Origin of the sequence: Actinosynnema sp. NPDC053489 (assembly GCF_044544865.1) — a bacterium.
In the GTDB taxonomy this organism is placed as follows: domain Bacteria; phylum Actinomycetota; class Actinomycetes; order Mycobacteriales; family Pseudonocardiaceae; genus Actinosynnema.
The window spans coordinates 604309-626857 of sequence record NZ_JBITXT010000003.1 but is presented as its reverse complement, the minus strand read 5'-3'; the positions used below and the strand labels follow the sequence as shown (position 1 = coordinate 626857).

The following is a 22549-nucleotide window of genomic DNA, read 5'->3' as shown; positions in this document are numbered from 1 at the left end:
GGACCAGTCGAGCACAGGAGGCGAACCGTGCCGGGCAACGGGCTGTGGCGCACCAAGTCGATCGAGCAGTCGATCGCGGACACCGACGAACCGGACACCAGACTCCGCAAGGACCTCACCGCGTGGGACCTGACGGTGTTCGGTGTCGCGGTGGTGATCGGCGCGGGCATCTTCACCCTCACCGCGTCCACGGCGGGCAACCTCGCGGGGCCCTCCGTGTCGCTGGCGTTCGTGCTGGCGGCGGTGGCGTGCGCGCTCGCCGCGCTGTGCTACGCGGAGTTCGCCTCGACCGTGCCGGTCGCGGGCAGCGCGTACACGTTCTCCTACGCGACGTTCGGCGAGTTCGCCGCGTGGATCATCGGCTGGGACCTGGTGCTGGAGTTCGCGGTCGGCGCGGCGGCCGTGGCCAAGGGCTGGTCGGTGTACCTCCAGACGGTGCTGGAGCACATCGGCGTGACGGTGAAGACCACGACGCCCGTCGCGGGGATCGACGTCGACTGGGGCTCGCTGCTGCTGGTCGCCGTGCTGACGGCGCTGCTGGCGCTGGGCACGAAGCTGTCGTCGCGGGTCAGCACGGTCATCACGGCGGTGAAGGTGGCCGTGGTGCTGCTGGTGGTCGTGCTCGGCGTCAAGTACGTCAACACGGCGAACTACAGCCCGTACATCCCGCCCGCCCAGTCCGGCGGCGGCACCGCGACCGGGCTGGAGCAGTCGCTGTTCTCCCTGGTCACCGGCTTCGAGGGCAGCACGTACGGCGTGCTGGGGCTGCTGGCCGCCGCGTCGCTGGTGTTCTTCGCGTTCATCGGCTTCGACGTGGTCGCCACGACCGCCGAGGAGACCCGCGACCCGCAGCGCGCCGTGCCGCGGGGCATCCTCGGGTCGCTGGCGATCGTGACGGTGCTGTACGTGGCCGTGTCGCTGGTGATCACCGGGATGCTGCCGTACGAGGAGCTGCGGACCCGGCCGGACGGCACGCGGGCGACGCTGGCGACGGCGTTCTCGGCCAACGGCGTGGACTGGGCGGCGACCGTCATCTCGGTGGGCGCGCTGGCCGGCCTCACCACGGTCGTGATGGTGCTGATGCTGGGCCAGTCGCGGGTGCTGTTCGCGATGTCGCGCGACGGCCTGCTGCCGCGCGGCCTGGCGCGCACGGGCAGCCGGGGCACGCCGGTGCGGATCACCGCGCTCATCGGCGTGCTGGTCGCGTTCGCGGCGGGCTTCTTCCCGGCGGGCAAGCTGGAGGAGATGGTGAACGTGGGCACGCTGTTCGCGTTCATCCTGGTGTCGGCGGGCGTCCTGGTGCTGCGCCGGACCCGACCCGACCTGCCGCGCGGCTTCCGCGTCCCCCTGGTGCCGCTGGTGCCGGTCCTGGCGATCCTCGCCTGCCTGTGGCTGATGCTGAACCTGACCGCGCTGACCTGGGTCCGGTTCCTGGTGTGGATGGTGCTGGGCGTCGTCGTGTACTTCGCCTACAGCCGGCGGCACTCCGTGCTCGCCCGCCGCGGCACCTCCGCGGTGCCCGTCGTGAAGCCCGACGAGATCCCGTAGGGCTCCCCGGGCCGGGAACGCGCGACGCCGCCGGGGCGGGTGCCCCGGCGGCGTCGCGGTGCGGGGTGAACGGCTACGACTTGGCCAGCGAGCGGTCCAGGTCGGGCTCCAGGTAGATCAAGCGGGCGGCCGGGACCTTGTTCCGCACCCGCAGCTCGGCCGCGTCGATCGCCTCGGCCACCTCGGCGGTCGTCAGCCCCGGGTTCAGCGCGATCTTCGCCGCCACCAGCAGCTCGTCCGGGCCGATGTACTGCGTCTTGATGTGGATGACCCGCTGCACCTTGCCCGCCGCCAGCTCGTCCACGATCACGTCCAGCTCCGCCGGGGTCGCGCCCTCGCCGATCAGCAGCGACTTCATCTCCACGATCAGCGTGATCGCGATGACGCCCAGCAGCGCGCCGATGCAGATGGTGCCGACGGCGTCCCACACCGGGTCACCGGTCAGCGTCGACAGGCCCACGCCCAGCAGCGCGAGCACCAGGCCGAGCAGCGCGCCGGCGTCCTCCAGCAGCACGACCGGCAGCTCCGGCACCTTCGACTGCCGGATGAACTGCCACCACGTGACGTCGCCCTTGATGGCCTTCGACTCGGTGATGGCGGTCCGGAAGCTGTAGCCCTCCAGGGCGATCGCGATCACCAGGATGACCACCGCGACGATCGGGCTGGTCAGCTCCTCGTGCGCCTCAAGCTTGTGGATGCCCTCGTAGAGCGCGAACACCGAACCGAGGCTGAACAGCAGCAACGCCACCACGAACGAGTAGAAGTACCGGTCGCGGCCGAAGCCGAACGGGTGGTTCAGCGTCGCCTTGCGCCGCGAGGTCCGCTGCCCCAGCAGCAGCAGCCCCTGGTTCGAGGTGTCCGCCACCGAGTGCACCGACTCGGCGAGCATGGACGACGATCCGGTGATCAGGAAGCCGACGAACTTCGCCGCCGCGATCCCGGCATTGGCCACCAGTGCGGCGATGATCGCCTTGGTCCCGCCCCCTGCTGACACGGTTGCTCCCTAAGCGCCAGGTCCGAATTGTCGGTGTGACCCTACTCAACGCCGGGGGTAGCCCGGAAAAGCTGGGTGTCAACCTCCGACGTGACGATCACCTCGGGATCCCGCGCCGGCAACCACACGGACTGGCCGCGCGCCAGCTCCACCGACTGCCCGCCGCACGTCAACCGGGCCCGCCCGCGCGTGCACAGCAGGATCTGCGGACCGCTGTGGTCGACCCGGACCCGCACCGACGGCCCGACCTCGATCCGCGACAGCTCGAACTCCGGGCACGGCGTCCGGTACGCCCACAGGCCCGGCGAGGTCGGCTCCCCCGTCTGCACGGGCATGTCGCCGCACCCGAAGTCCAGCACGCGCATCAGCTCGGGCACGTCCACGTGCTTGGGCGTCAACCCGCAGCGCAGCACGTTGTCGGAGTTCGCCAGGATCTCCACGCCGGTGCCGTGCAGGTAGGCGTGCAGGTTGCCGGCGGGCAGGTAGATGGCCTCGCCGGGCCGCAGCACGATCCGGTTCAGCAGCAGCGCGGCCAGCACGCCCGCGTCACCGGGGTAGGCCTCGCCCAGCTCCAGGATCGTGCGGCACTCCAGGTCGAACTCGCCGTGCTCCTTCACGTGCAGCACGCACGCGTCCAGCACCTGCGGCAGCAGCATGTCCAGCGCCGTCTGCGGCAGCGTGATGAGGGTCGTGAACAGCGCCCGCAGGCCGCTCGCGTCCGGCTGCGCCGCCAGCAGCTGGGCGTACGGGGCGAAGTCCGGCGCGTCCAACGACCGCAGCAACGCCACCGTGCGCGCCGGGTCGCGGAACCCCGCCAGCGCGTGGAACTCGGTCAGCGCGCAGATCAGCTCGGGCTTCGCGGACGGGTCCTTGTAGTTGCGGGTCGGCGAGTCCATCGGCACGCCCGCCGCGTCCTCGGCGGCGAAGCCGTTCGCCGCCAGCTCCGCCGACGGGTGCGCCTGCAGGCTCAGCGGCTCGTCCGCGGCCAGCACCTTGAGCAGGAACGGCAGCCTGCTGCCCCACCGGTCGGCGTGGCGGGCGCCGAGCTGGCCCTCCGGGTCGTCGGCGAGGAGGTCGAGCAGCGACCGGTGCCCGCCGTCCGGCTCCACCACCCGCGACGGGTCGCCCGGGTGGGCGCCCAGCCACAGCTCCGCCTCCGGGTGGGGCGTCGGCACCTCCCTCCCGAGCAGCTCGGCGATGGCCGTGCGCGATCCCCACGCGTACGCCCGCACCGCGTTGTGCAGCAGGTCCACAGTCATCCCCTCACACGGCCGGCGCGTACAGCCCGGGCCCGCCCAGCGTCCCCGCCGCCAGGCCCAGGTACAGCGCGGCCAGCTCGAACCGCAGGGCGAGCAGGGCGGCGCACACCGCCTCGCCGCCGCCGACCTCCTCGGCCGGTTCGAGCACGTCGGCCCCGGACAACGTCTCCATCGCGACCCGCCGGGCGAAGTCGGCCTGCGGGCCGCGCCGCGCGGCCACCAGCAGCACGCGGACCAGGCCGTCGTGCTCGTCGTCGGGGTCGGCGAACAGGTCGGCGCCCGACGTGCCGCGCACGGCCCGGCGGTGCAGCACCGACCGGGTCAGGGCCTGGGGGTAGCCGGCCACGTCGCTCACCACGCCCGCGTACGTCGCCAGGACGCCCGCGCCGTGCGCCGCGACCGCCGTGGCCAGGTCGTCCAGGCCCCACAGCAGCGGGGTGCGCTCGGCGACCCGCAGCGCGAGGGTCTTGGCCGGGTTGACGAACGACTCGTGCATCGGGTGGCACCGCTCGGCCTCGCGGTCCAGCTCGTCCGCCACCGCCTGCACGTCCACGTCCAGCAGGCCGAGGGCCTTCAGCGCCACGACCCACGCGGCGAACCCGCGGGCGAAGCCGAAGCCGGGCGGCACCGGCACCCGCGGCGGGATGAGCAGCGCGTGCTGCGCGGCGGACGCGGCCACCGGGCCGTCCGGCTCGGCGGTCAGCAGCACCCGCGCGCCGCGCCGGGCCGCGCGGTCCACCGACTCGGCCATCAGCACGTCGCCGGGGTCCTCGGTGTGCGCGAGGACCACGTCCAGCGCGCCCACCCACGTCGGCACGTCGTCGGCGACCACGACCGGCACGGGGCAGCGGGCCCCGAGCAGGGCCGTCACCACCCCGGCGATCGCGCCGCCGACACCGGGCCGCGTGACCAGCACCAACGCCCGGGGGCGGTCGGCGAACTCGCGGTCGACGCCGAGTTCGCCCGCCGCCTCGGCGGTCGCGCGGACCTGCGCGCCCGCGCGTGCGGCGGCGCGCAGCAGACCCTCCCGGTCGGCGTCGGTGAGCCGGGACTGGTCGTCGAGGAGGCTGTCGTCAAGCACGCGTGCTCACCCGACCGTCGGCTCGACAGCCTCGTCCAGCAGCAGCACGGGGATGCCGTCCCGGACCGGGAACGACCGGCCGCACGAGGTGCAGGTCAGGTAGTCCGCCAGCGGGTCGGTCGCGGTGCCGGCCTTCAGCGGCGCGTGCTCCGGGCACGGGCAGGCCAGGATCTCCAGCAACTGCGCGTCCAGTTGGACGGCCACGGCGCTCATCCCCTCACGATCGCCAGGACCTCGTCGCGCAGCGCCGCGACGGAGGCCGCGTCGGCGGCTTCGACGTTGAGCCGGAGCAGCGGCTCGGTGTTGGACGCACGGAGGTTGAACCAGGAGCCGTCCGGCAGGTTCACCGTGAGGCCGTCCAGCTCGTCCAGCTCGACGCCCTCGCGCCCGCCGAACTCGGCCTTGATCGCGGCCAGCCTGCCCTGCTGGTCGTCCACCGTGGAGTTGATCTCGCCGGACGCGGCGTACCGGGAGTAGTCCCTGGTCAGCTCGGACAGCGGGCCGTCCTGCTCGCCGAGGGCGGCCAGCACGTGCAGCGCGGCCAGCATGCCGGTGTCGGCGCGCCAGAAGTCGCGGAAGTAGTAGTGCGCCGAGTGCTCGCCGCCGAAGATGGCGCCGGTGCGGGCCATCTCCTCCTTGATGAACGAGTGGCCGACGCGGGTGCGCACCGGCACGCCGCCGTGCTCGCGGACGATCTCCGGGACGCCGTGCGAGGTGATCAGGTTGTGGATGATCGTGCCGCCGGGGTCCTTGGCCAGCTCGCGCACGGCGACCAGGGCCGTGATGGCCGACGGGGACACGGGCTCGCCGCGCTCGTCCACCACGAAGCAGCGGTCCGCGTCGCCGTCGAACGCGACGCCGGCGTCCGCGCCCTCGGCCCGCACGCGCTCCTGGAGGTCGACGATGTTGGCCGGGTCGAGCGGGTTGGCCTCGTGGTTGGGGAAGTTGCCGTCCAGCTCGAAGTACATCGGCACGATGTCGATGGGCAGGCCCTCGAAGACCTTCGGCACGGTGTGCCCGCCCATGCCGTTGCCCGCGTCCACCACGACCTTCAGCGGCCTGCTGCCGCTGAGGTCGACCAGTTCCCGCAGGTAGGCGGCGTACTCGGTGAGCATGTCGCGCTCGGTGACGGTGCCCTCGGCCACGCCCTCGGCGTCGGGCACGCCCTGCTCGGCGTCCTGGCGGATCTGGGCCAGGCCGCTGTCCTGGCCGACGGGCGCGGCGCCGGGGCGGCACAGCTTGATGCCGTTGTACTTGGCCGGGTTGTGGCTCGCGGTGAACATCGCGCCGGGCAGGTCGAGCTTGCCGGAGGCGAAGTAGAGCATGTCGGTGCTGGCCAGGCCGATGCTGACCACGTCGACGCCCTGCGCGGTGACGCCCTCGGCGAACGCCGCGGCCAGGCCGGGCGAGGACTCGCGCATGTCGTGGCCGATCACCACGGCGGGGCCGCCGACCAGGCGGGCGAACGCCGCGCCGAAGTCGCGCACGACGTCGGCGTCGAGCTGGTCACCGACGACACCGCGGATGTCGTAAGCCTTCACGATGCCGGACAGATCGCGCACGGCCACACTCCCAAGTTGGCTCTTGACACTGCCCTGGGAAGCCTACCGGCGCGCGCGTGAGCGTCGTGTCCGGTCGCTGGGTCTTCGTTCAGTCTTCGTTCGGATCGGGCAGAACCCGCAGGTGACCGCGCCTGATCGTGCCCGCGGGCAGCTCCGGCAGCTCGACCTGCGGCGTGGCGCGGCCCGCCTCGCGGACCGCCTCGGCCAACGCCGTCAGGTCGTCCACGGTGGGTTCGGGGGCGCGGAACTCGCCCTGGTGCCGGACGACCTCCCAGCCGCGCGGCGCGGTGAGGCGCAGCGCGTGCTCCTCGCAGAGGTCGTAGGAGTGCGGTTCGGAGTACGTCGCGAGGGGTCCGACCACCGCCGTGGAGTCCGCATAGGCGTACGTGAGCGTGGCGACTGCCGGGTTCGCGCACCCGGTTCGCGAGCACCGTCTCACGCTCCGCACGGCGGGGACGATATCGCGTCCCGCGCGAGGTGTGTTGGATTACCTCCGGCGCGGCGTTGGCGGTGGTGCCGGGAATCGGCAAGTTGCCTGGTCGCGGGACCGGTGCACGGGGACGGGCGTACGGGGCCGGCGGGCGGGCAACTACCCTTGCCCCGTGGTGATGGCTCGGGGTTCACGGCGGCAGGGCGCTCCGCGGCGGCGCAACCGCGACCGGCACGGTCGAGGGCTGCGCGGTCCCCTCTACCCGGCCACGTTGCCGGCGGCCCGCAGCCGGGCGGAGCGGTTCGACGCGCTGGTGCTGGAGGCGCTGGAGCCGATCGAGGCCCGGTGGCGGACGGAGCTGACGCAGCTGGACGTCGCCGTGGACGACGTGCCGGACGTCCAGTCGGGCGACGACGGCGACGTGGTGGAGGACGGCAACGTGCCCCTGGCGCGGCTCGTGCCCGCCGGGGCGGACCGGCGTGCCCGGATCGTGCTGTACCGGCGTCCGCTGGAGGCGCGGGCCAAGGACGGCGCGGACCTGTCGGACCTGGTCCACGACGTGCTGGTCGAGCAGGTGGCGAACTACCTGGGCCTGGACCCGGACGTGATCGACGGCGACTGACCGCCGTCCCGAGCGGTGAACTCGGGGGTCCCGGGCGTACGACACACGGGCTCCGAACGCAGGACTCTCGCGAGAGTCCTACGTTCAACGCGCGAGAGTCGTACGTTCAGGGCCGGTGAGTCCTACGTTCAGGGCCGGTGAGTTCAACGCTCGGGACGGCGGCGGGACGGGATGGCCGTCAGGGCGGTGAACAGCGCGGCGGCCGCCTGGAGCATCAGCAGCAGCTCCCGCAGCGTCGACGAGACCTCCACGCGCACCTCGGACGCCGTGGTCGGCACGGTCACGCCGACCAGGTGCCCCCACGCCCGCACGACCGCCACCTCACGGCCGTCCACCCACGCCCGCCAGCCGGGCTCCTCCTCCGCCGCCAGCACGAGCAGCCGCCCCTCCGGCCCCTCCGACACCCCGACGCCCACCTCGGGTGGCGCGGCCTCGACCGGCGCGATGCCCGGCGCGCCCAGCTCCACGGGCGGGTTGCCGCCGGTCCGCGCCCGCCGCGCCAGCTCCGGCGACAGCAGCACGGCGTTCCCCGCCGCCAACTGCACCCGCAGCACGGGCCGCCCGTCCGACATCGACGGCGTCACGGCCACCAGGTCGCCCACCGCGTCACGCACCCGCTGCGCCGTCCCCAGGTCCGGCACCACGACGAACGCCACCCCCGACGCCGCCGCCTGCGCCAACGCCACCCGCGCCGCCGCCGGCGACCCGCCCGTCAGGTCCCGCGACCACCGCCGCAACCGGGCGGTGGCCGTCGCCACGGGCACGAGGTCGTCGTCGCCGAACGCGGGCATCCGCCCGGCCACCAGCCGCGTCGGCGTGCCCAGCACCAGCACCGACCGCCCGGTCCGCGGCAGCTCCTGCTCCAGCGTCGACGGCAGCCGGGCGCCGTCCGCCGTCAACGGCCCCGACCGCAGCCCGACGAACCCGGCGCACACCAGCCCGACCACCGACAGCACCCCGACCACCGACACGACCCGCCGCACCGGCACCGCGGCGACGTCCCGCCGGAACGCCGACAGCACCACCCACAGCAACCCCCACCCGACCAGCACCAGCGGCGCGCCGGTCCACCCGTGCGTCGCGTCGCCACCGGGCAGCGGCACCACCGGCACGGTCCGCAGCACGATCACCGCGAACGCGCCCAGCACGGCCACCGCCACCCCGGCCAGCATCGCCCGCGACGGCCGCAGCACGGCCGCGACCAGCGCGAACCCCACCACCAGGAACCCGACGAACGGCAGCGCGCCCGTGCCGCCCGGGCGCAGCGACAGCAGGTCCACCAGCCCCGCGGCGGGCGTCTCCACGAAGGCGCCCACCCCGTGCAGCACGACGCTCGGGTGCTGCAACACCACCGCGGGCCACGGCAGCAGCAACGCCATCGGCAGCAGCACGACCATGAACAGCGACGCCACCCGCCGCCGCCCGTCGCCGTGCCGACCGGGCACCACCACGAACCCCACCAGCGCCGCCAGCGCCACCAGCCCGTGCACCAGGGGCGAGAACGCGCCCAGCGCCGCCAGCGCCAGCGCCGTCCCGGACGCCACCGGCAGCCACGCCGTGCCCGCGCCGCCCCGCAGCACCGCCGCCACCCCGGCGAACACCACCGGCGCCAGCACGTGCACCACGACGACGTCCAGCCGGCCCTGGCTCACCGCGGACGTCGCCGCCGGCAGCAACGCGTACGCCGCCGCGACCAGGGCGCGGACGGGCCGCCGCACGGGCAGCCGCCGTGACGCGGCGTAGGCCGCCAGCCCGGCCAGCGGTGCGTCGCCGAGGAACAGCAGCGCGACGAGCGCGGCCGGCGAGCCGACCAGCACGCCCACCGTCCCCAACACGGCGAGCGCCGCCGGCGCGGGCGCGGTCGTGCCGCCCGCCACCGGGTGCCAGGCGGCCAGGTAGGCCGACCAGGTGCTCGACAGGTCGCCGACGGGCAGCAGCCGACCGCCGCTCAGGTCGAGCCCGATCCGGGAGGCGTTCGCCAGCACGCCGAACACGCCCAGGCCCAGGACCAGCAGCAACGGCGGTCCGAGCACCAGCGACCACAGCACGCGCGCCCGGTCGACCTCCACGAACACCACACCGGGCGCCGGGCGGTCGCGCGGCACGGGCGAGGGGCGCGGGCGGGGTGAGGGCGGCCGCTCGGTCGGCGCCGCCTCCACGGGCACCGCCACCGCGGGCCGGCGCAGCCCGCCCGTCGCCCGCACGGGACGCCGCCGCGACAGCGCGCCCGCCGGCAGCGCCGCCGGGCCGACCACCGGACGGTCCACTTCGGACGGAAGCCGCCACGCGCGCGGCCGGGCGTCGTCCTCGGGCAACCGGCCCAGCGCCAGGTCCGCCTCGACCCGCCGCCGCACCAACGCCGCCGACGCGCCGCGGACCGCGTTGCGCAACCGGGTCAGCCGGCTGGTGAACAACCCGCGCACCACGCCGTGCGCCGGCCGCTCGGCCCGCCCGGCCAGCAGCCGCGCCCGCCCGCCGAACAGGTACCGCAACGCGCCCAGCTCGGCGTGCGCGTCGGAGAACCGGCGCAGCAGCACGAACCCCAGCGCGCGCAGCAGCGCCAGCACGGCGATGCGCGGCAGGCCCAGGGCGAACGACACCGCGCCGCAGTTGACCAGGAACGCGCGCAACCCGTGCGCCCGGTCCACGCCCCGCAACGCCGGTCCGGGGCGGGCCGCCACCGCGTCCAACCGCCGCGCCCCGCGCCCCACCGCCCGCGCGTGCCGCATCCGGGCCACGGGGACGGACAGCACCAGGTGGCCGGCGAGGTTGACCCGCCAGCCGAAGTCGACGTCGTCGCCCAGCAGCGGCACGGCCCGGTCGTAGCCGCCGAGCTCCTCCCACACCGCTCGGCGGATCAACGAGCCCGCCGAGGGCACGGCCAGCGCCTCGGTGCTCTGCTCGAACGACCCGGCCAGCTCCACCCGGCCCATGCCGGTCTGCCGGTGGCCGGACGCGTCGGTCGACACGCCCGCCTCCACCACGAGGCGCGGGTCGCCCCAGTCCAGGCCCAGCGGGCCCAGCACGGCCGCCGACGGCGACACCTCGGCCGCGGTCAGCAGCGAGGACAGGCAGTCCGGCTCCGGCGCGCAGTCGTCGTGCAGCAGCCACAGCCACGCGCCCGGGTCGCCCCACCGCCGCACGGCGTGCTCGACGGCCGCGTGCACGGCCGCGCCGAACCCCGTGCCGCGGGGCAGCGTCAGCACGCCGTCGATCACCCGATCGGGACCTTCGGCCGCTTCCGCGAGGAGCTTCGCGGTGCCGTCCAGGGAACCCGTGTCGACCGCGATCACGTGCCGCGGGCGCGGCTGCTGGCGGCGCAGCGCCGACAGCGCCGTGCCCAGCCACCGGTCGCCGTCGTGGCACACCAGCACCGCCAGCACGGGCGCGGTGCGCAACCGCGGAGTGGCCCCGCTCGTCAAGTGCCGCTCCTAGGTCGCTCCGACTACGCCGTGGGACGACCACGGTAAGCCAGGGCGATCGCCGCGAGCGATCACACCGCGCGCTTTTTGAGCTTCCTCCGCTCGCGCTCGGACAGCCCGCCCCAAATGCCGAAGCGCTCGTCGTGCTGCAGGGCGTACTCCAGGCATTCGGAGCGCACCTCGCAGCCCAGGCAGATCCGCTTGGCCTCCCTGGTCGAGCCGCCCTTCTCCGGGAAGAACGCCTCCGGGTCGGTCTGCGCGCACAGGGCGCGCTCCTGCCAGTCCTGCTCGTCGGCCGCGTCGAACAGGTCGAGCACGACCGGCTCCGGTGCCGGGACGTCCCCGTCCACGATGCGACCCCCGTCGAATTCCTGCATGGTCCGCCTCCTCGCCTTCCGCTCTCCCCGGTTGGCGGACACCACTCGCCGTCCCCACAACGACGAATGACACCGATGTGATTACACCTGTGTCACAACACGCGGTCAAGCGGAGTCCACAGGACGGGGGATATTCCCGCAGATGGCCCGAAAAGCCTTGACTGGCAGCACAGACGGTGATTGAGGCGGTGCTGCGAGCGATAACCGCTGCGCGGACGGCCTATCGGACGCGCTGTGAAGGACCGGTTCGGGGAGGCCACACTGGAAGGGTGAAGCGATCAGCGGTGCGTCCGAGTCCACTGTTCCTCAGCCTGCTCGCGGTGACGGTGGCAGGCGCCGTGCTGACCCTGTTCGAGGACTCCACCGCGGCGCTGACCGCGGGCACCGTGCTGTTCGTGCTCGGCGGCTGGGCGGTTTCGCTGTGCCTGCACGAGTTCGGTCACGCGATCGTGGCCTACCGCGGCGGCGACTACTCCGTGCAGGCCAAGGGGTACCTCACCCTGGACATCCGCCGCTACACCGACCCGGTGTTCAGCATCGTGCTGCCGCTGGTGCTGCTGGCGTTCGGCGGAATCCCGCTGCCGGGCGGCGCGGTGTGGATCAACCACCACGTGCTGCGCAACAAGCGCGTCGAGTCGTTGGTGTCACTGGCCGGGCCGTTGAGCAACCTGCTGCTGGGGGTGCTGCTTTCCGCGTCGGTGATCCTTTTCACCCCGCCGGCGGGTTTGGCCGCCGCGTTGTCGTACCTGGCCGCCGTGCAGATCCTCGCTTTCGTGCTCAACATCCTGCCGATCCCGGGCCTGGACGGCTGGGGCGTGATCGAGCCGTACATGTCGTACTCGGCGCGGCAGTTCGGCGCGAAGGCCCGGATGTGGGCGCCGTTCGTGCTCTTCGCGGTGCTGATCGGCTTCCCGACCATCGGCCGGCTGTTCTTCGAGGCCGGGTTCACCGTGTTCGAGTTGGTCGGCGGCGACCGGTGGCTGGCGGCCTCGGGCCAGGGCACCTTCCTGTTCTGGCGCTGACCCCCGGGTGGGAGGATCGGTCCCGTGAAGGTCGTCGTACTGGTTGGCGGGGTTGGCGGGGCGCGGTTCCTGGTCGGGCTGAAGAGCCTCCTGGCCGGTCCGGAGCACGAGATCACCGCCGTGGTGAACACGGGTGACGACGTGTGGATGCACGGGTTGCGGATCTGCCCCGACCTGGACACCTGCATGTACACCCTCGGTGGCGGCATCGACGCCGAGCGCGGGTGGGGGCGCGCCGGCGAGACGTGGTCGGTGAAGGAGGAGCTGGCCGCCTACGGCGCGGACCCGACGTGGTTCGGGCTGGGTGACCGGGACATCGCCACCCACCTGGTGCGGACCAGGATGCTGCGGGCGGGCTACCCGCTGTCGGCCGTGACCGAGGCGCTGTGCCACCGCTGGCAGCCGGGCGTGCGGCTGCTGCCCATGTCCGACGACCGGGTCGAGACGCACGTGGTCGTGACGACCGACGAGGGCGAGAAGGCGATCCACTTCCAGGAGTGGTGGGTCAAGCACCGCGCCCAGCTGCCCGCGCGGTCGTTCGCGTCGGTCGGGGTCGAGTCGGCGACGGCCGGGCCCGGCGTGCTGGACGCCCTGCGCGACGCCGACGCCGTGCTGATCGCGCCGTCGAACCCGGTGGTGAGCGTGAACACGATCCTCGGCGTGCCCGGGGTGCGCGACGCGCTGCGCAAGACCGAGGCGGGTGTGGTCGGGCTGTCGCCGATCATCGGCGACAAGCCGCTGCGCGGGATGGCGGACGCGTGCCTGGCGGCGATCGGCGTGGAGACCTCCGCCGAGGCCGTCGGCCGGTACTACGGCTCGCGCAAGACCACGGACGCCGGCGTGCTGGACGGCTGGCTCGTGCACACCGGCGACCGGTCGGACGTGCCGGGCGTCGCCGTGCGCGCGGTGCCGCTGCTGATGTCCGATGTGGACGCCACGGCGGCGATGGCGCGGGCCGCGCTGGAACTGGCCGGTGTCGACGTTGGCTGACCACGCCGCCCCCGGGCGGATCACGATCCTGCCGGTGACCGGGCTGCCGGAGTTCCGGCCCGGTGACGACCTGGCGGCGGCCGTCGCCTCGGCCGCGCCCTGGCTGGCCGACGGCGACGTCGTCGTGGTGACGTCCAAGGTGCTGTCCAAAGTAGAGGGACGGCTGGTGCCGGTGCCCGCCGACCCCAAGGCGCGCGACGCCGTGCGGCGGGAATGGGTGGAGGCGGAGTCGGTGCGCGTGCTGGCGCGCCGCGGCCGGACGTTGATCACCGAGAACAAGCTGGGGATCGTGCAGGCGGCGTCCGGTGTGGACGCCTCCAACGTCAACGGTGACGAGATCGCCCTGCTGCCGGTCGACCCGGACGCGTCGGCGGCGGCGCTGCGGGCGGCGCTGGCGTCGTTGACGGGCGTGTCGGTGGCGGTCGTGGTGACGGACACGATGGGCCGGGCGTGGCGGGTCGGCCAGACCGACGCCGCGATCGGGTCGTCCGGGCTGGCCGTGCTGCACCGGTACGCGGGTTCGGTGGACCGGCACGGCAACCCGCTGGTGGTGACCGAGGTCGCGGTGGCCGACGAGATCGCGGCGGCGGCCGACCTGGTGAAGGGCAAGCTCGGCGCGGTGCCGGTGGCCGTGGTGCGGGGGCTGCCCACGTCGGACGACGGGTCCGCGGCGCGTGACCTGGCCCGGCCGGTGGCCGACGACCTGTTCCGGCTGGGCACGGCGGAGGCGGTGGCGCAGGGGCGGGCCGAGGCGGTGCCGCTGCGCCGCTCGGTGCGGTCGTTCACGTCCGCGCCGGTGTCCCCGGAGGTGCTGCGGCGGGCCGTGGCGGCGGCGTTGACCGCGCCCGCGCCGCACCACACGCGGCCGGTGCGGTTCGTGCGGCTGACCGCGCGGCGGGACGTGCTGCTGGACGCGATGGCGTCGCGGTGGCGGGCGGACCTGCGCGGCGACGGGCTGTCGGAGGAGCAGGTCTCGGCGCGCGTGGGGCGGGGTGACATCCTGCGGAACGCGCCGGAGGTCGTCGTGCCGTTCCTGGTGCGGGCCGGGGCGCACGCGTACCCGGACGAGCGGCGCGCGGCGGCGGAGCGGACCATGTTCACGATCGCCGGCGGCGCGGCCGTGCAGGGGCTGCTGGTGGCGCTGGCGGCCGAGGGGCTGGGGTCGTGCTGGGTGTCGTCCACGATCTTCTGCGCCGACGTGGTGCGCGACGTGCTGGGCGTGCCGGACGACTGGGAGCCGCTGGGCGCGGTGGCGGTCGGGCACCCGGAGGCGGAGCTGGTGCCGCGGGTCCTGCCGGAGGCGGACGAGAGGTTCCTGGAGCTGTGAGCACCCCGGAATCACCCGCCGCAGAATCACGCACCGCGGAATCGCCCGCCGCGGAGTCTCGTACTACGGAGTTGCACGCCGACGCGGTGGCGACGCTCGGTGCGTGGCGGCCGGCGGACCCGGCGCAGGAGTCGCTGCGGCAGGCATACCTGGCGTTCCTGGCGGCGCGGGAGGACGCGTGCTCGCGGTCGTGCGAGCCGGGGCACCTGACCGCGTCGGCGCTGGTGCTGGACGCGACGGGCACGCGGACGTTGCTGACCCTGCACCCGCGGGTGGGTCGGTGGTTGCAGCTGGGCGGGCACTGCGAGCCGTCGGACACGACGTTGGCCGGCGCGGCGCTGCGCGAGGCGAGGGAGGAGTCGGGCATCGCGGACCTGCGCATCGAGCCGGTGCCGATCCACCTGGACGTGCACCCGATCACGTGCTCGCTGGGCAAGCCGACCCGTCACCTGGATGTGCGATTTTTGGTCCGCGCCCCGCACGACGCCGCACCGCGGGCGAGCCGCGAGTCCCTGGACCTCGCCTGGTGGCCGCTGACCGCCCTCCCCCCGGACACCGACGACCTGCACCCCCTCCTCGCCACCGTGAGTCCTACGTTCAGCGCTCGAGAGTCCTACGTTCGGGAGGGGTGAGTTCAACGCTCGGACACGCCGCCGGCGGTGTTGAGCGTTGAACTCGGGGTGCGTGAGCGTTGGACTCTCGCGGTCCGAGCGTTGGACTCTCGCGCGCTGGAGGTAGGACTCTCGCGGGGGTCAGTCGCCGTTCAGGCGTTGGGCGAGGCCTTGGGGTGGGGCGGGGTGGCCGCCCGACAGGCGCTGGGACAGCGACGGGCGGGCGGGCGGGACCTGTTGGACGGTCGGGACCGGGCCCGGGGCCACGCGCAGTTCCGGCTCCGGTTCGGGCACCGGCTGCGGGGCCGGTTGACCTGCGGCGATGTGCGCCGCCAGCACCATGGTCGAGTCCGGGTCGCCGCCGCGCGGGTCGACCGCGTTCACCACGGCGCGCGGGATCTGCTGGGTCGCCGACGAGTCCATGGGCGAGGTCATGTTGTCCGGCGTCACGACGTGGATGCCACGTGCACGAGCACGGGCCAGCGCCGCGTCGGCCCGAGCGCGGGGGTCCATCCGGATCTCTCCTGCGTGTGCCTTGGGCCGGCTGGGGGAGGCCGGCGTGCCGATCGGTGGCGCTCGCCGACACGGACCACCGCCCGTGCCGCCGGAGTGCTCGTGCCAGAGTATTCGCAAACTACGGGTGGAAGTAAGCGGAGGAGGAAAAACGGCATGTCGGAGCTGCAAGGCGCCGAGGCAGTGGTTCTGGTCGGAGGCAAGGGGACCCGGCTGCGACCACTGACCCTGTCCGCGCCCAAGCCCATGCTGCCGACCGCCGGGGTGCCGTTCCTCACCCACTTGCTGTCGCGGATCCGGGAAGCCGGCATGACCCACGTCGTGCTGGGGACGTCCTACAAGGCCGAGGTCTTCCAGGAGCACTTCGGCGACGGCGCGGCGCTCGGCCTGGAGCTGGAGTACGTGGTCGAGGACGTGCCGCTGGACACGGCGGGTGCGATCCGCAACGTCGCCCACAAGCTGCGCGAACGCGACGTGGTGGTGTTCAACGGCGACATCCTGTCGGGTGTCGACCTGCGGGCCGTGGTCGACACGCACCGCAGGACCGAGGCGGACGTCACGCTGCACCTGGTCCGGGTGGACGACCCGCGCCGGTTCGGCTGCGTGCCCACCGACGGCGACGGCCGCGTCACGGCGTTCCTGGAGAAGACCGAGGACCCGCCGACGAACCAGATCAACGCCGGCTGCTACGTGTTCCGGCGCGAGGTGATCGACGCGATCCCCGAGGGCCGGCCGGTGTCCGTGGAACGGGAGACGTTCCCGGGGCTGCTGGCGTCGGGCGCGCGGGTGCAGGGGTACGTCGACGCGTCGTACTGGCTCGACCTGGGCACGCCGGCCGCGTTCGTGCGCGGTTCGGCGGACCTGGTGCTCGGGGTCGCGCCGACGGCCGCGCTGGCGCTGCGGGGCGAGGCGGTGATCCTCGAGGGCGCGTCGGTGGCCGAGGACGCGGTGGTCAAGGGCGGTGCCACGATCGGGGCGAACTGCACGGTCGCGGCCGGCGCGGTGGTCGACGGCTCGGTGCTGTTCGACGGCGCGGTGGTCGGCGAGGGCGCGCGGGTGGAGCGCAGCGTGCTCGGGGCGGCCTCGCTGGTGCAGGTCGGCGCGGTCGTGTCGGACGCGGTGATCGGGGACAACGCGGTCGTGGGCGCGCGGTGCGAGCTGATCAACGGTGCGCGCGTGTGGCCGGGCGTGGTGCTGCCGGAGGGTGGTGTGCGGTTCTCCGCCGATGTGTGATGGGCCCATGTGCGATGGGCCGACGTGCGATGGGTCGGTGCGATGGGTGATGGGCAGTGACGGCCACTAGGACCGCGACGCTCAGCCGGACGTGGGCGCCGTCGTTCCCGCTGGACCTCGCCGCGCTGCTGATGCCGCTGCGGCGGGGCGCGGGCGACCCGACGTTCCGCGCGGGCCCGGACGGGGTGTGGCTGACCGCCAACACCCCGGCCGGACCGGGCACCCTGCGGGTCCGCCGCACCGACGTGGTGGAGGCGGACGCGTGGGGCGACGGTGCCGCGTGGCTGCTGGACGGCCTCCCGGCGCTGCTGGGTGCCGGGGACGACGACTCGGCGTTCGAGTGCCACCACCCGCTGGTCGCGGAGACGCGCCGCCGCCGCCCGGGCCTGCGGCTCGGCACGACGGGCCGGGTCTGGGACGTGCTGCTGCCGGCGGTCCTGGAGCAGAAGGTGACCGGTGTGGAGGCGTTCCGCTCGTACCGGGAGCTGGCCCGCCGGTTCGGCACGCCCGCTCCCGGGCCGGTGGACCTGCGCGTCCCGCCGACCCCGCGGGCGGTCCTGGGCATCACCGACTGGGAGTGGCACCGGGCCGGCGTCGACGGCGGCCGTCGCCGTGCCCTGATCGCGGCGGCCCAGGTGGCGCACCGGCTGGAAGGGGCGTGCGCGCTGGGCGGCGAGGAGGGGCGCGACCTGCTCCGCAAGGTGCCGGGCATCGGCGTGTGGACGGCGGCGGAGGTCGCGCAGCGGGCGTGGGGCGACCCGGACGCGGTGAGCTTCGGCGACTACCACCTGGCCGGCATCGTGGGCTGGGCGCTGGTCGGGGAGGCCGTGGACGACGACGGCATGGCCGAGGTGCTGGCACCCTACGCGCCGCAGCGCCACCGGGCCGTCCGCTACGTCCTCGCCTCGGGCGTCACGAAGCCGCGCCGCGGCCCCCGCTTCTCCCCCCGCGACTACCGGGCGATGTGACCGCTCAGCGGGTCATCAGGCGCAGCCGCACGGCCAGGCCCGCGCGCACGGCCAGCATCAGCGGCGCCCACAGCGGGCCGCGGTGGCGGTCGGCCAGGTAGCGGTAGGCGCTCGAGTGGTGCGCGGCCAGCATGCGCTTCGACGCGCGCCGGGTGGAGTGGCCGCCGACGTGCACGACCTCCGCCTCCGGCACGTACACGTTCAGCCAGCCGGCCCGGGTCAGGCGGTCGCCCAGGTCGACGTCCTCGAAGTACATGAAGTAGCGCGGGTCGAAGCCGTCGACCGAGTCGAACGCCTCCCGGCGCATCAGCAGGCACGAGCCGGACAGCCACCCGGCCGTCCGCTCCTGCGGCGCGGCCTCGGCCTGGCGGTACTCCTTCGACCACGGGTTCGCCGGCCACACGACCGCGAACAGCGCGTGCCCCAGGCCCCGGCCCAGCGACGGCAGCAGCCGCGCCGACGGGTACACCGCGCCGGACGGCTCGCGGATCAGCGGGCCGAACGCCCCGCCGCGCGGCCACCGCTTGGCGGCCTCCAGCAGCTTGTCGAGGCTGCCCACGCCCCACGACAGGTCCGGGTTCGCGACGACCACCCAGCCCACGGAGTCCGGCAGCGACGCCACGCCGCGGTTCGCGCCGGCGCCGTAGCCGAGGTTGCCCCCGGTCGGCAGGAACGTCACGTGCGGGTGCTCGGCGGCGGCGCGCTCCGGCACGCCGTCGGTGGACCCGTTGTCGGCCAGCACCACCGACACCGGCCGGGTGGTGGCCGCCGACAGCGTGGAGAGGAAGGTGTCCAGGGTCTCGCCGGGCGAGTAGGTGACGGTCACCACCGCCAGCTCGTCTCCGTAACGCGTCACGCCGGCCACCCTAGTGGTGGTGCGAGTGGTGCACGACGGCGTGCCCCTTGCCGCGCGCGATGAGCCACCGGTTCACCGGGACGGTCAGCACGAACGCCACCGCGAGCGAGCCGACCAGCGCGCCCCAGAACAGCGGGTCGGCCAGGCCGGCGTCCATCGCGCCGGGCACCACCAGCATGACCGCGTTGTCGACGACCTCCATCACGGCGATGGACACCGTGTCGGCGGCCAGCGCCACCTTCAGGGCCGCGGCGAAGCCCAGGCCGCCCTTCAACACGCCCCGCAGGGTCAGCGCGTAGCCGAACGCGAACGCCAGCGCCACGGACAGCACGACGGTGCCCCACGCGGGCAGGCCGAGCGCCGTGCCGACGACCATGCCGAGCACCTCGCCGATCGCGCAGCCGGTGAGGCAGTGCAGCGTGGCGGAAACAGCCGTTGACCAGGATGCTTTCATACCGTCGACTATACCCCCAGGGGGTATCAAGAAGGCAAGCGCTCACCCGGTGGGGTGAAATTGCGGAGTCAGCGCCCGCGGTGGGAACGGGCCGCGCGCTCGTAGGCCAGCCGGTGCCGGGCCGCCGACGTGGACCAGGAGAAGTCCTTCGCCCGCACGAGCGCCGCCGAGGCCAGCTCGTCACGCCGGGCCGGGTCGTCCAGCAGCTCGCCGAGGGCCGCCGCGATGTCCCCCGCGCCGACCCCGCAGTACGCCACCGCGTCGCCGCCCACCTCGGGCAGGCTCAACCGCCGGGTCGTCAGCACGGCCGCGCCGCACGCCATCGCCTCCAGCACCGGCAGGCCGAACCCCTCGCCGAGCGATGGGTAGGCCACCAGCTCCGCGCCGCCGAGGAACCCGGCCAGCGACGGGAACGGCAGGTAGCCGGCCCGGATCACGCGCACCCGGTGCGGCACGGCGTCCAGCGCCCGCTCCACCTGGCCGTCCCAGCCGGGCTGGCCGGCGAGCACGAGCGCGGGCGGGTTCGCCCGGTCGCGGCACGCCTGCGCGAACCCGCGGATCAGCGCCGGGACGTTCTTGCGCGGCTCCAGCGCGCCGAGGAAGGCCACGTACGGCTCGTCGTCGCCCAGCGACAGCATCCGCCGCACCTCGCCCACGTCCTCGGGCGTGGGCGGGTGGAACCGCTCGGTCTCCACGCCGTGCTGGGCGATGTGCAGCCGCCGCCGGTCCGCGCCCGCCACCCGGGCCAGCTCGTCGGCGGTCGCCCGCGACGGCACGACGCACAGCGCGGCCCGCCGCAGCGAGGCCCTGGTCCAGCCGCGGAAGAACCGGGCCTTGACCGAGGAGTGCAGGACGGGGTCGGTGAAGAAGGTCGCGTCGTGCAGCGTCACCACCGAGGCCACGCGGTTGGCCAGCGGCATCGTGTAGTGCGGCGAGTGCACGACCGCCACGCCGAGCCGGTTCGCCAGGCGCGGCAGGGTCGTCTGCTCCCACGTCAGCCGGGCGGTCCGGGTCGCCACCGCCTCCGCCGCCGGGATCACCCGCGAACCGGGGGCCAGGGACGTGTAGAGCGCGGCGTCCCGGGGCTGGCACACGACGCTGATCCGGGCTCCGTCCGCGTCCAGCGCGGCCACCAGGGAGTCCACGTACCGCCCGACGCCACCTCGGTCGGTCGGGACGGCGGTGGCGTCGATCAGCACGCTGGGTTCGGCGGGCGACACGCGCAGAAGGGTACGGCGGGCGGCCGCGAGGTTGACCGGGAATGTCGCAAACGATTCGTCAACGAAACAGGCCCAGGTGCACGGCCCACACCGACCGCGCCGCGTTTTCCCAGGTGAACGCCTCGGCACGGCGTCGGCCGGCGGCGGCGAGGCGGGCCGCCAGTGACGGATCGGACAGCACCGGGCGCAGTGCCGCGACCAGCGCCGCCCGGTCGCCGCGGGCCGCGGTGACGCCCGCGCCACCGGCCACCTCGACCAGCGCCGGCGCGTCCGAGTGGACCACCGGCACCCCGGCCGCCATCGCCTCCACGACCGGCAGGCCGAACCCCTCGGCGAGGCTCGGCGCGGCCAGCACCGCCGCCCGCCGCAGCACGAACGCCAGGCGCGCGTCGTCGATCCGGCCGAGCAGGCGCACGTGCGGCGCGCGCAGGTCCACCCCGCCCCACCCCTGCGGCCCGACCACGACCAGCGGCACGCCCAGCTCGGCCGTCGCCGCCACCAGCAGGTCGAACCCCTTGCGCGGCTCGATCGTGCCGATCGCCAGCACGTACCGGGGCGGCACGTCCACCGGCACCTCCGCCGGGAACGCCGTCACCCCGTTGCCGACGACGTGGACGGGCGCCCGCCCGGGCGCGTGCCGCCGCAGCTCGCCGGCCACCGCCGAGGTCGGCACCACGATCGCACCCGCCCGTTCCGCCGCCCGGCCGATCGCCCGCCGGTGCCACGCGACACCGCGCGGGGTCAGCGTCTCGGGGTGCGTCCACGGCACGGTGTCGTGCACGGTCACCACCACCCGCCCGCGCGGCGGGGCGAACGGCGTGAAGGCGTGCACCGAGTCACCGCCCGGCCAGTACGGCACGCCCCGCTCCCACGCGGCGATCAGCGCACGCCGGGGCAGCGGCAGCACGCGCGGGCCGCGCACCCCGGGCACCGCGGCGGCCGACACGTCGGCGTGCCTGCTCACCGCGCCCGTCACGGTCCACCCGGCGGGCGCGGTGGCGGCCAGCGCGGCGGCCAGCTCGCGCGTGTACCGGCCGGTGCCGCCGGGCACCGGCGCGAGCAACTGCTCGGTGAGCACAACGAGGTCGGGCACGTCGCGTACCGTCTCACGCCGTGCCCATCCCCAGCACGACGGTGGTCGTGGTGACGTGGCGCGGTCGCGAGCACATCACCGCGTGCCTCGACGCGCTCGCCCGCCAGCGTCCACATCGGACCCTCGTGGTGGACAACGCCTCCGACGACGGCACGGCCGCGCTGCTGGCCGCGCACCCGAGCCGGCCGGAGGTGCTGCGCCTGCCGGTGAACCGGGGTTACGCGGGCGGCCTCGCGGCGGCGCTGCCCTCGGTCACCACCCGGTACGTGGCCTGGCTCAACGACGACGCGGTGCCCGCCGACGACTGGCTGGCCACCCTCGAAGACGCCCTGGACGCCACGCCGGACGCCGCCGCCGCGACCCCGTCGCTGCTGCTGGCGGACGGTTCGACCCAGTCGGTCGGCGTCCGGCTCACCGCCGACGGCCACGGCGCCGACCTGGCGGTCGCCGGCGGCGAGGTGTTCGGGTTCTGCGGCGGCGCGGCGCTGCTGCGGCGCGAGGCCCTGGAGCGGGCGGGAGGCGTCCCGGCCGCGTTCTTCTGCTACTACGAGGACACCGACACGGCCTGGCGGCTGCGGCTGGCGGGCCACCGGGTGCTGTCGGTCGGCGCGGCGCGCGTGCACCACCGGCACGGCGCGAGCACGAAGCCCGGCTCGCGGCCGTTCCACCGCTGGAACGAGCGCAACCGGCTGCTGATGCTGCTGCGCTGCGCCCCGCCGGCCGTCGCCGCGCGGGAGCTGGCGAGGTTCGCCGCCGTCACCGCCCTGCTGCCGGTCCGCCGCGACCGGCCCGACGCGGCGAACTTCCACGTGCCGCTGCGCCTGCGGGTGCTGCTGGAGGTGCTGGGGCGGCTGCCGGCCGCGCTGGTCCAGCGCCGGCGCGTCGGCCGGCGCGCGACGGTGTCCCGGCACGCGGTGTGGCGGGAGTGGGCGGGCCGCCCGGGGCGCGCCGAGGCGTAGGCCACCTT

Annotated in this window: 22 protein-coding genes; 9 read left to right on the top strand and 13 right to left on the bottom strand. The window is 74.6% G+C overall.

Going from position 1 to position 22549, the window contains the following annotated elements; genetic code table 11:
- Window positions 1-27: 27 nt before the first annotated feature.
- Window positions 28-1548 (top strand): amino acid permease, encoded by a 1521-nt coding sequence (locus ACIGNX_RS09720; RefSeq protein WP_396538130.1) that lies wholly within the window; start codon window positions 28-30, stop codon window positions 1546-1548.
- Window positions 1549-1621: 73 nt separating this feature from the next.
- On the opposite strand, the gene ACIGNX_RS09715 is transcribed toward ACIGNX_RS09720, so the two are convergent.
- The 6 genes from ACIGNX_RS09715 to ACIGNX_RS09690 all read right to left on the bottom strand — a co-directional run bounded on the left by ACIGNX_RS09715 (window position 1622) and on the right by ACIGNX_RS09690 (window position 6892).
- Window positions 1622-2542, bottom strand: coding sequence for a cation diffusion facilitator family transporter (locus ACIGNX_RS09715; RefSeq protein ID WP_396538128.1), 921 nt, complete (start codon window positions 2540-2542; stop codon window positions 1622-1624).
- A gap of 41 nt (window positions 2543-2583) precedes the next feature.
- Window positions 2584-3801 (bottom strand): mannose-6-phosphate isomerase, class I, encoded by a 1218-nt coding sequence (manA, locus tag ACIGNX_RS09710; protein ID WP_396538126.1) that lies wholly within the window; start codon window positions 3799-3801, stop codon window positions 2584-2586.
- A 4-nt stretch (window positions 3802-3805) separates the two neighbouring features.
- A complete protein-coding gene (locus tag ACIGNX_RS09705; RefSeq protein WP_396538124.1) occupies window positions 3806-4882 on the bottom strand; it encodes an SIS domain-containing protein in 1077 nt (358 codons plus the stop codon).
- Between the two features lie 6 nt (window positions 4883-4888).
- Window positions 4889-5086, bottom strand: a complete 198-nt coding sequence (locus tag ACIGNX_RS09700) for a Trm112 family protein (RefSeq protein WP_396538216.1) — start codon at window positions 5084-5086, stop codon at window positions 4889-4891.
- A 5-nt stretch (window positions 5087-5091) separates the two neighbouring features.
- The gene (locus ACIGNX_RS09695) at window positions 5092-6444 is read right to left on the bottom strand and encodes a phosphomannomutase/phosphoglucomutase (RefSeq protein WP_396538122.1); all 1353 of its coding nucleotides are present in this window, start codon (window positions 6442-6444) and stop codon (window positions 5092-5094) included.
- 88 nt (window positions 6445-6532) lie between these two features.
- The gene (locus ACIGNX_RS09690; protein ID WP_073885657.1) at window positions 6533-6892 is read right to left on the bottom strand and encodes a DUF3499 domain-containing protein; all 360 of its coding nucleotides are present in this window, start codon (window positions 6890-6892) and stop codon (window positions 6533-6535) included.
- A gap of 160 nt (window positions 6893-7052) precedes the next feature.
- On the opposite strand from ACIGNX_RS09690, the gene ACIGNX_RS09685 reads away from it, so the two are divergent.
- Window positions 7053-7496, top strand: coding sequence for a metallopeptidase family protein (locus ACIGNX_RS09685; RefSeq protein WP_123748322.1), 444 nt, complete (start codon window positions 7053-7055; stop codon window positions 7494-7496).
- A 143-nt stretch (window positions 7497-7639) separates the two neighbouring features.
- Here ACIGNX_RS09685 and ACIGNX_RS09680 read toward each other — a convergent pair whose 3' ends face one another.
- Window positions 7640-10918 (bottom strand): glycosyltransferase, encoded by a 3279-nt coding sequence (locus tag ACIGNX_RS09680; RefSeq protein ID WP_396538120.1) that lies wholly within the window; start codon window positions 10916-10918, stop codon window positions 7640-7642.
- Between the two features lie 71 nt (window positions 10919-10989).
- The gene (locus ACIGNX_RS09675; RefSeq protein WP_053723270.1) at window positions 10990-11295 is read right to left on the bottom strand and encodes a WhiB family transcriptional regulator; all 306 of its coding nucleotides are present in this window, start codon (window positions 11293-11295) and stop codon (window positions 10990-10992) included.
- A gap of 269 nt (window positions 11296-11564) precedes the next feature.
- Between ACIGNX_RS09675 and ACIGNX_RS09670 the strand changes: the two genes are divergently transcribed.
- From ACIGNX_RS09670 to ACIGNX_RS09655, 4 genes are all read left to right on the top strand, one after another.
- Window positions 11565-12317 carry a site-2 protease family protein gene (locus ACIGNX_RS09670; RefSeq protein WP_396538118.1) on the top strand — a complete coding sequence of 251 codons (753 nt, stop codon included), beginning with the start codon at window positions 11565-11567 and terminating at the stop codon, window positions 12315-12317.
- Between the two features lie 24 nt (window positions 12318-12341).
- On the top strand, window positions 12342-13307 hold the full coding sequence (gene cofD / locus ACIGNX_RS09665) for a 2-phospho-L-lactate transferase (protein WP_396538116.1): 966 nt from the start codon (window positions 12342-12344) through the stop codon (window positions 13305-13307).
- On the top strand, window positions 13300-14634 hold the full coding sequence (locus ACIGNX_RS09660) for a coenzyme F420-0:L-glutamate ligase (protein ID WP_396538214.1): 1335 nt from the start codon (window positions 13300-13302) through the stop codon (window positions 14632-14634). Before cofD ends, ACIGNX_RS09660 begins: the two co-directional genes overlap by 8 nt.
- A gap of 86 nt (window positions 14635-14720) precedes the next feature.
- Entirely contained in the window at window positions 14721-15266 is a 546-nt protein-coding gene (locus ACIGNX_RS09655) for an NUDIX hydrolase (protein ID WP_396538114.1), read from the top strand.
- A gap of 120 nt (window positions 15267-15386) precedes the next feature.
- On the opposite strand, the gene ACIGNX_RS09650 is transcribed toward ACIGNX_RS09655, so the two are convergent.
- Window positions 15387-15758 (bottom strand): hypothetical protein, encoded by a 372-nt coding sequence (locus ACIGNX_RS09650; RefSeq protein WP_396538112.1) that lies wholly within the window; start codon window positions 15756-15758, stop codon window positions 15387-15389.
- 156 nt (window positions 15759-15914) lie between these two features.
- Between ACIGNX_RS09650 and ACIGNX_RS09645 the strand changes: the two genes are divergently transcribed.
- Together ACIGNX_RS09645 and ACIGNX_RS09640 are read left to right on the top strand one after the other, a co-directional pair.
- Window positions 15915-16991: a sugar phosphate nucleotidyltransferase gene (locus ACIGNX_RS09645; protein WP_396538110.1), complete on the top strand. Its 1077-nt coding sequence runs from the start codon at window positions 15915-15917 to the stop codon at window positions 16989-16991.
- Window positions 16992-17122: 131 nt separating this feature from the next.
- Window positions 17123-17959 carry a DNA-3-methyladenine glycosylase family protein gene (locus ACIGNX_RS09640; protein ID WP_396538212.1) on the top strand — a complete coding sequence of 279 codons (837 nt, stop codon included), beginning with the start codon at window positions 17123-17125 and terminating at the stop codon, window positions 17957-17959.
- A 4-nt stretch (window positions 17960-17963) separates the two neighbouring features.
- On the opposite strand, the gene ACIGNX_RS09635 is transcribed toward ACIGNX_RS09640, so the two are convergent.
- The 4 genes from ACIGNX_RS09635 to ACIGNX_RS09620 form a co-directional block, all read right to left on the bottom strand.
- Window positions 17964-18815 carry a glycosyltransferase family 2 protein gene (locus ACIGNX_RS09635; RefSeq protein ID WP_396538108.1) on the bottom strand — a complete coding sequence of 284 codons (852 nt, stop codon included), beginning with the start codon at window positions 18813-18815 and terminating at the stop codon, window positions 17964-17966.
- Between the two features lie 10 nt (window positions 18816-18825).
- Window positions 18826-19269, bottom strand: coding sequence for a DUF4396 domain-containing protein (locus ACIGNX_RS09630; RefSeq protein ID WP_396538106.1), 444 nt, complete (start codon window positions 19267-19269; stop codon window positions 18826-18828).
- 68 nt (window positions 19270-19337) lie between these two features.
- Window positions 19338-20468, bottom strand: coding sequence for a glycosyltransferase family 4 protein (locus tag ACIGNX_RS09625; protein WP_396538210.1), 1131 nt, complete (start codon window positions 20466-20468; stop codon window positions 19338-19340).
- A 79-nt stretch (window positions 20469-20547) separates the two neighbouring features.
- Window positions 20548-21582 (bottom strand): glycosyltransferase family 4 protein, encoded by a 1035-nt coding sequence (locus tag ACIGNX_RS09620; protein ID WP_396538104.1) that lies wholly within the window; start codon window positions 21580-21582, stop codon window positions 20548-20550.
- Between the two features lie 26 nt (window positions 21583-21608).
- On the opposite strand from ACIGNX_RS09620, the gene ACIGNX_RS09615 reads away from it, so the two are divergent.
- The gene (locus ACIGNX_RS09615) at window positions 21609-22541 is read left to right on the top strand and encodes a glycosyltransferase family 2 protein (protein ID WP_396538208.1); all 933 of its coding nucleotides are present in this window, start codon (window positions 21609-21611) and stop codon (window positions 22539-22541) included.
- Window positions 22542-22549 lie beyond the last annotated feature (8 nt).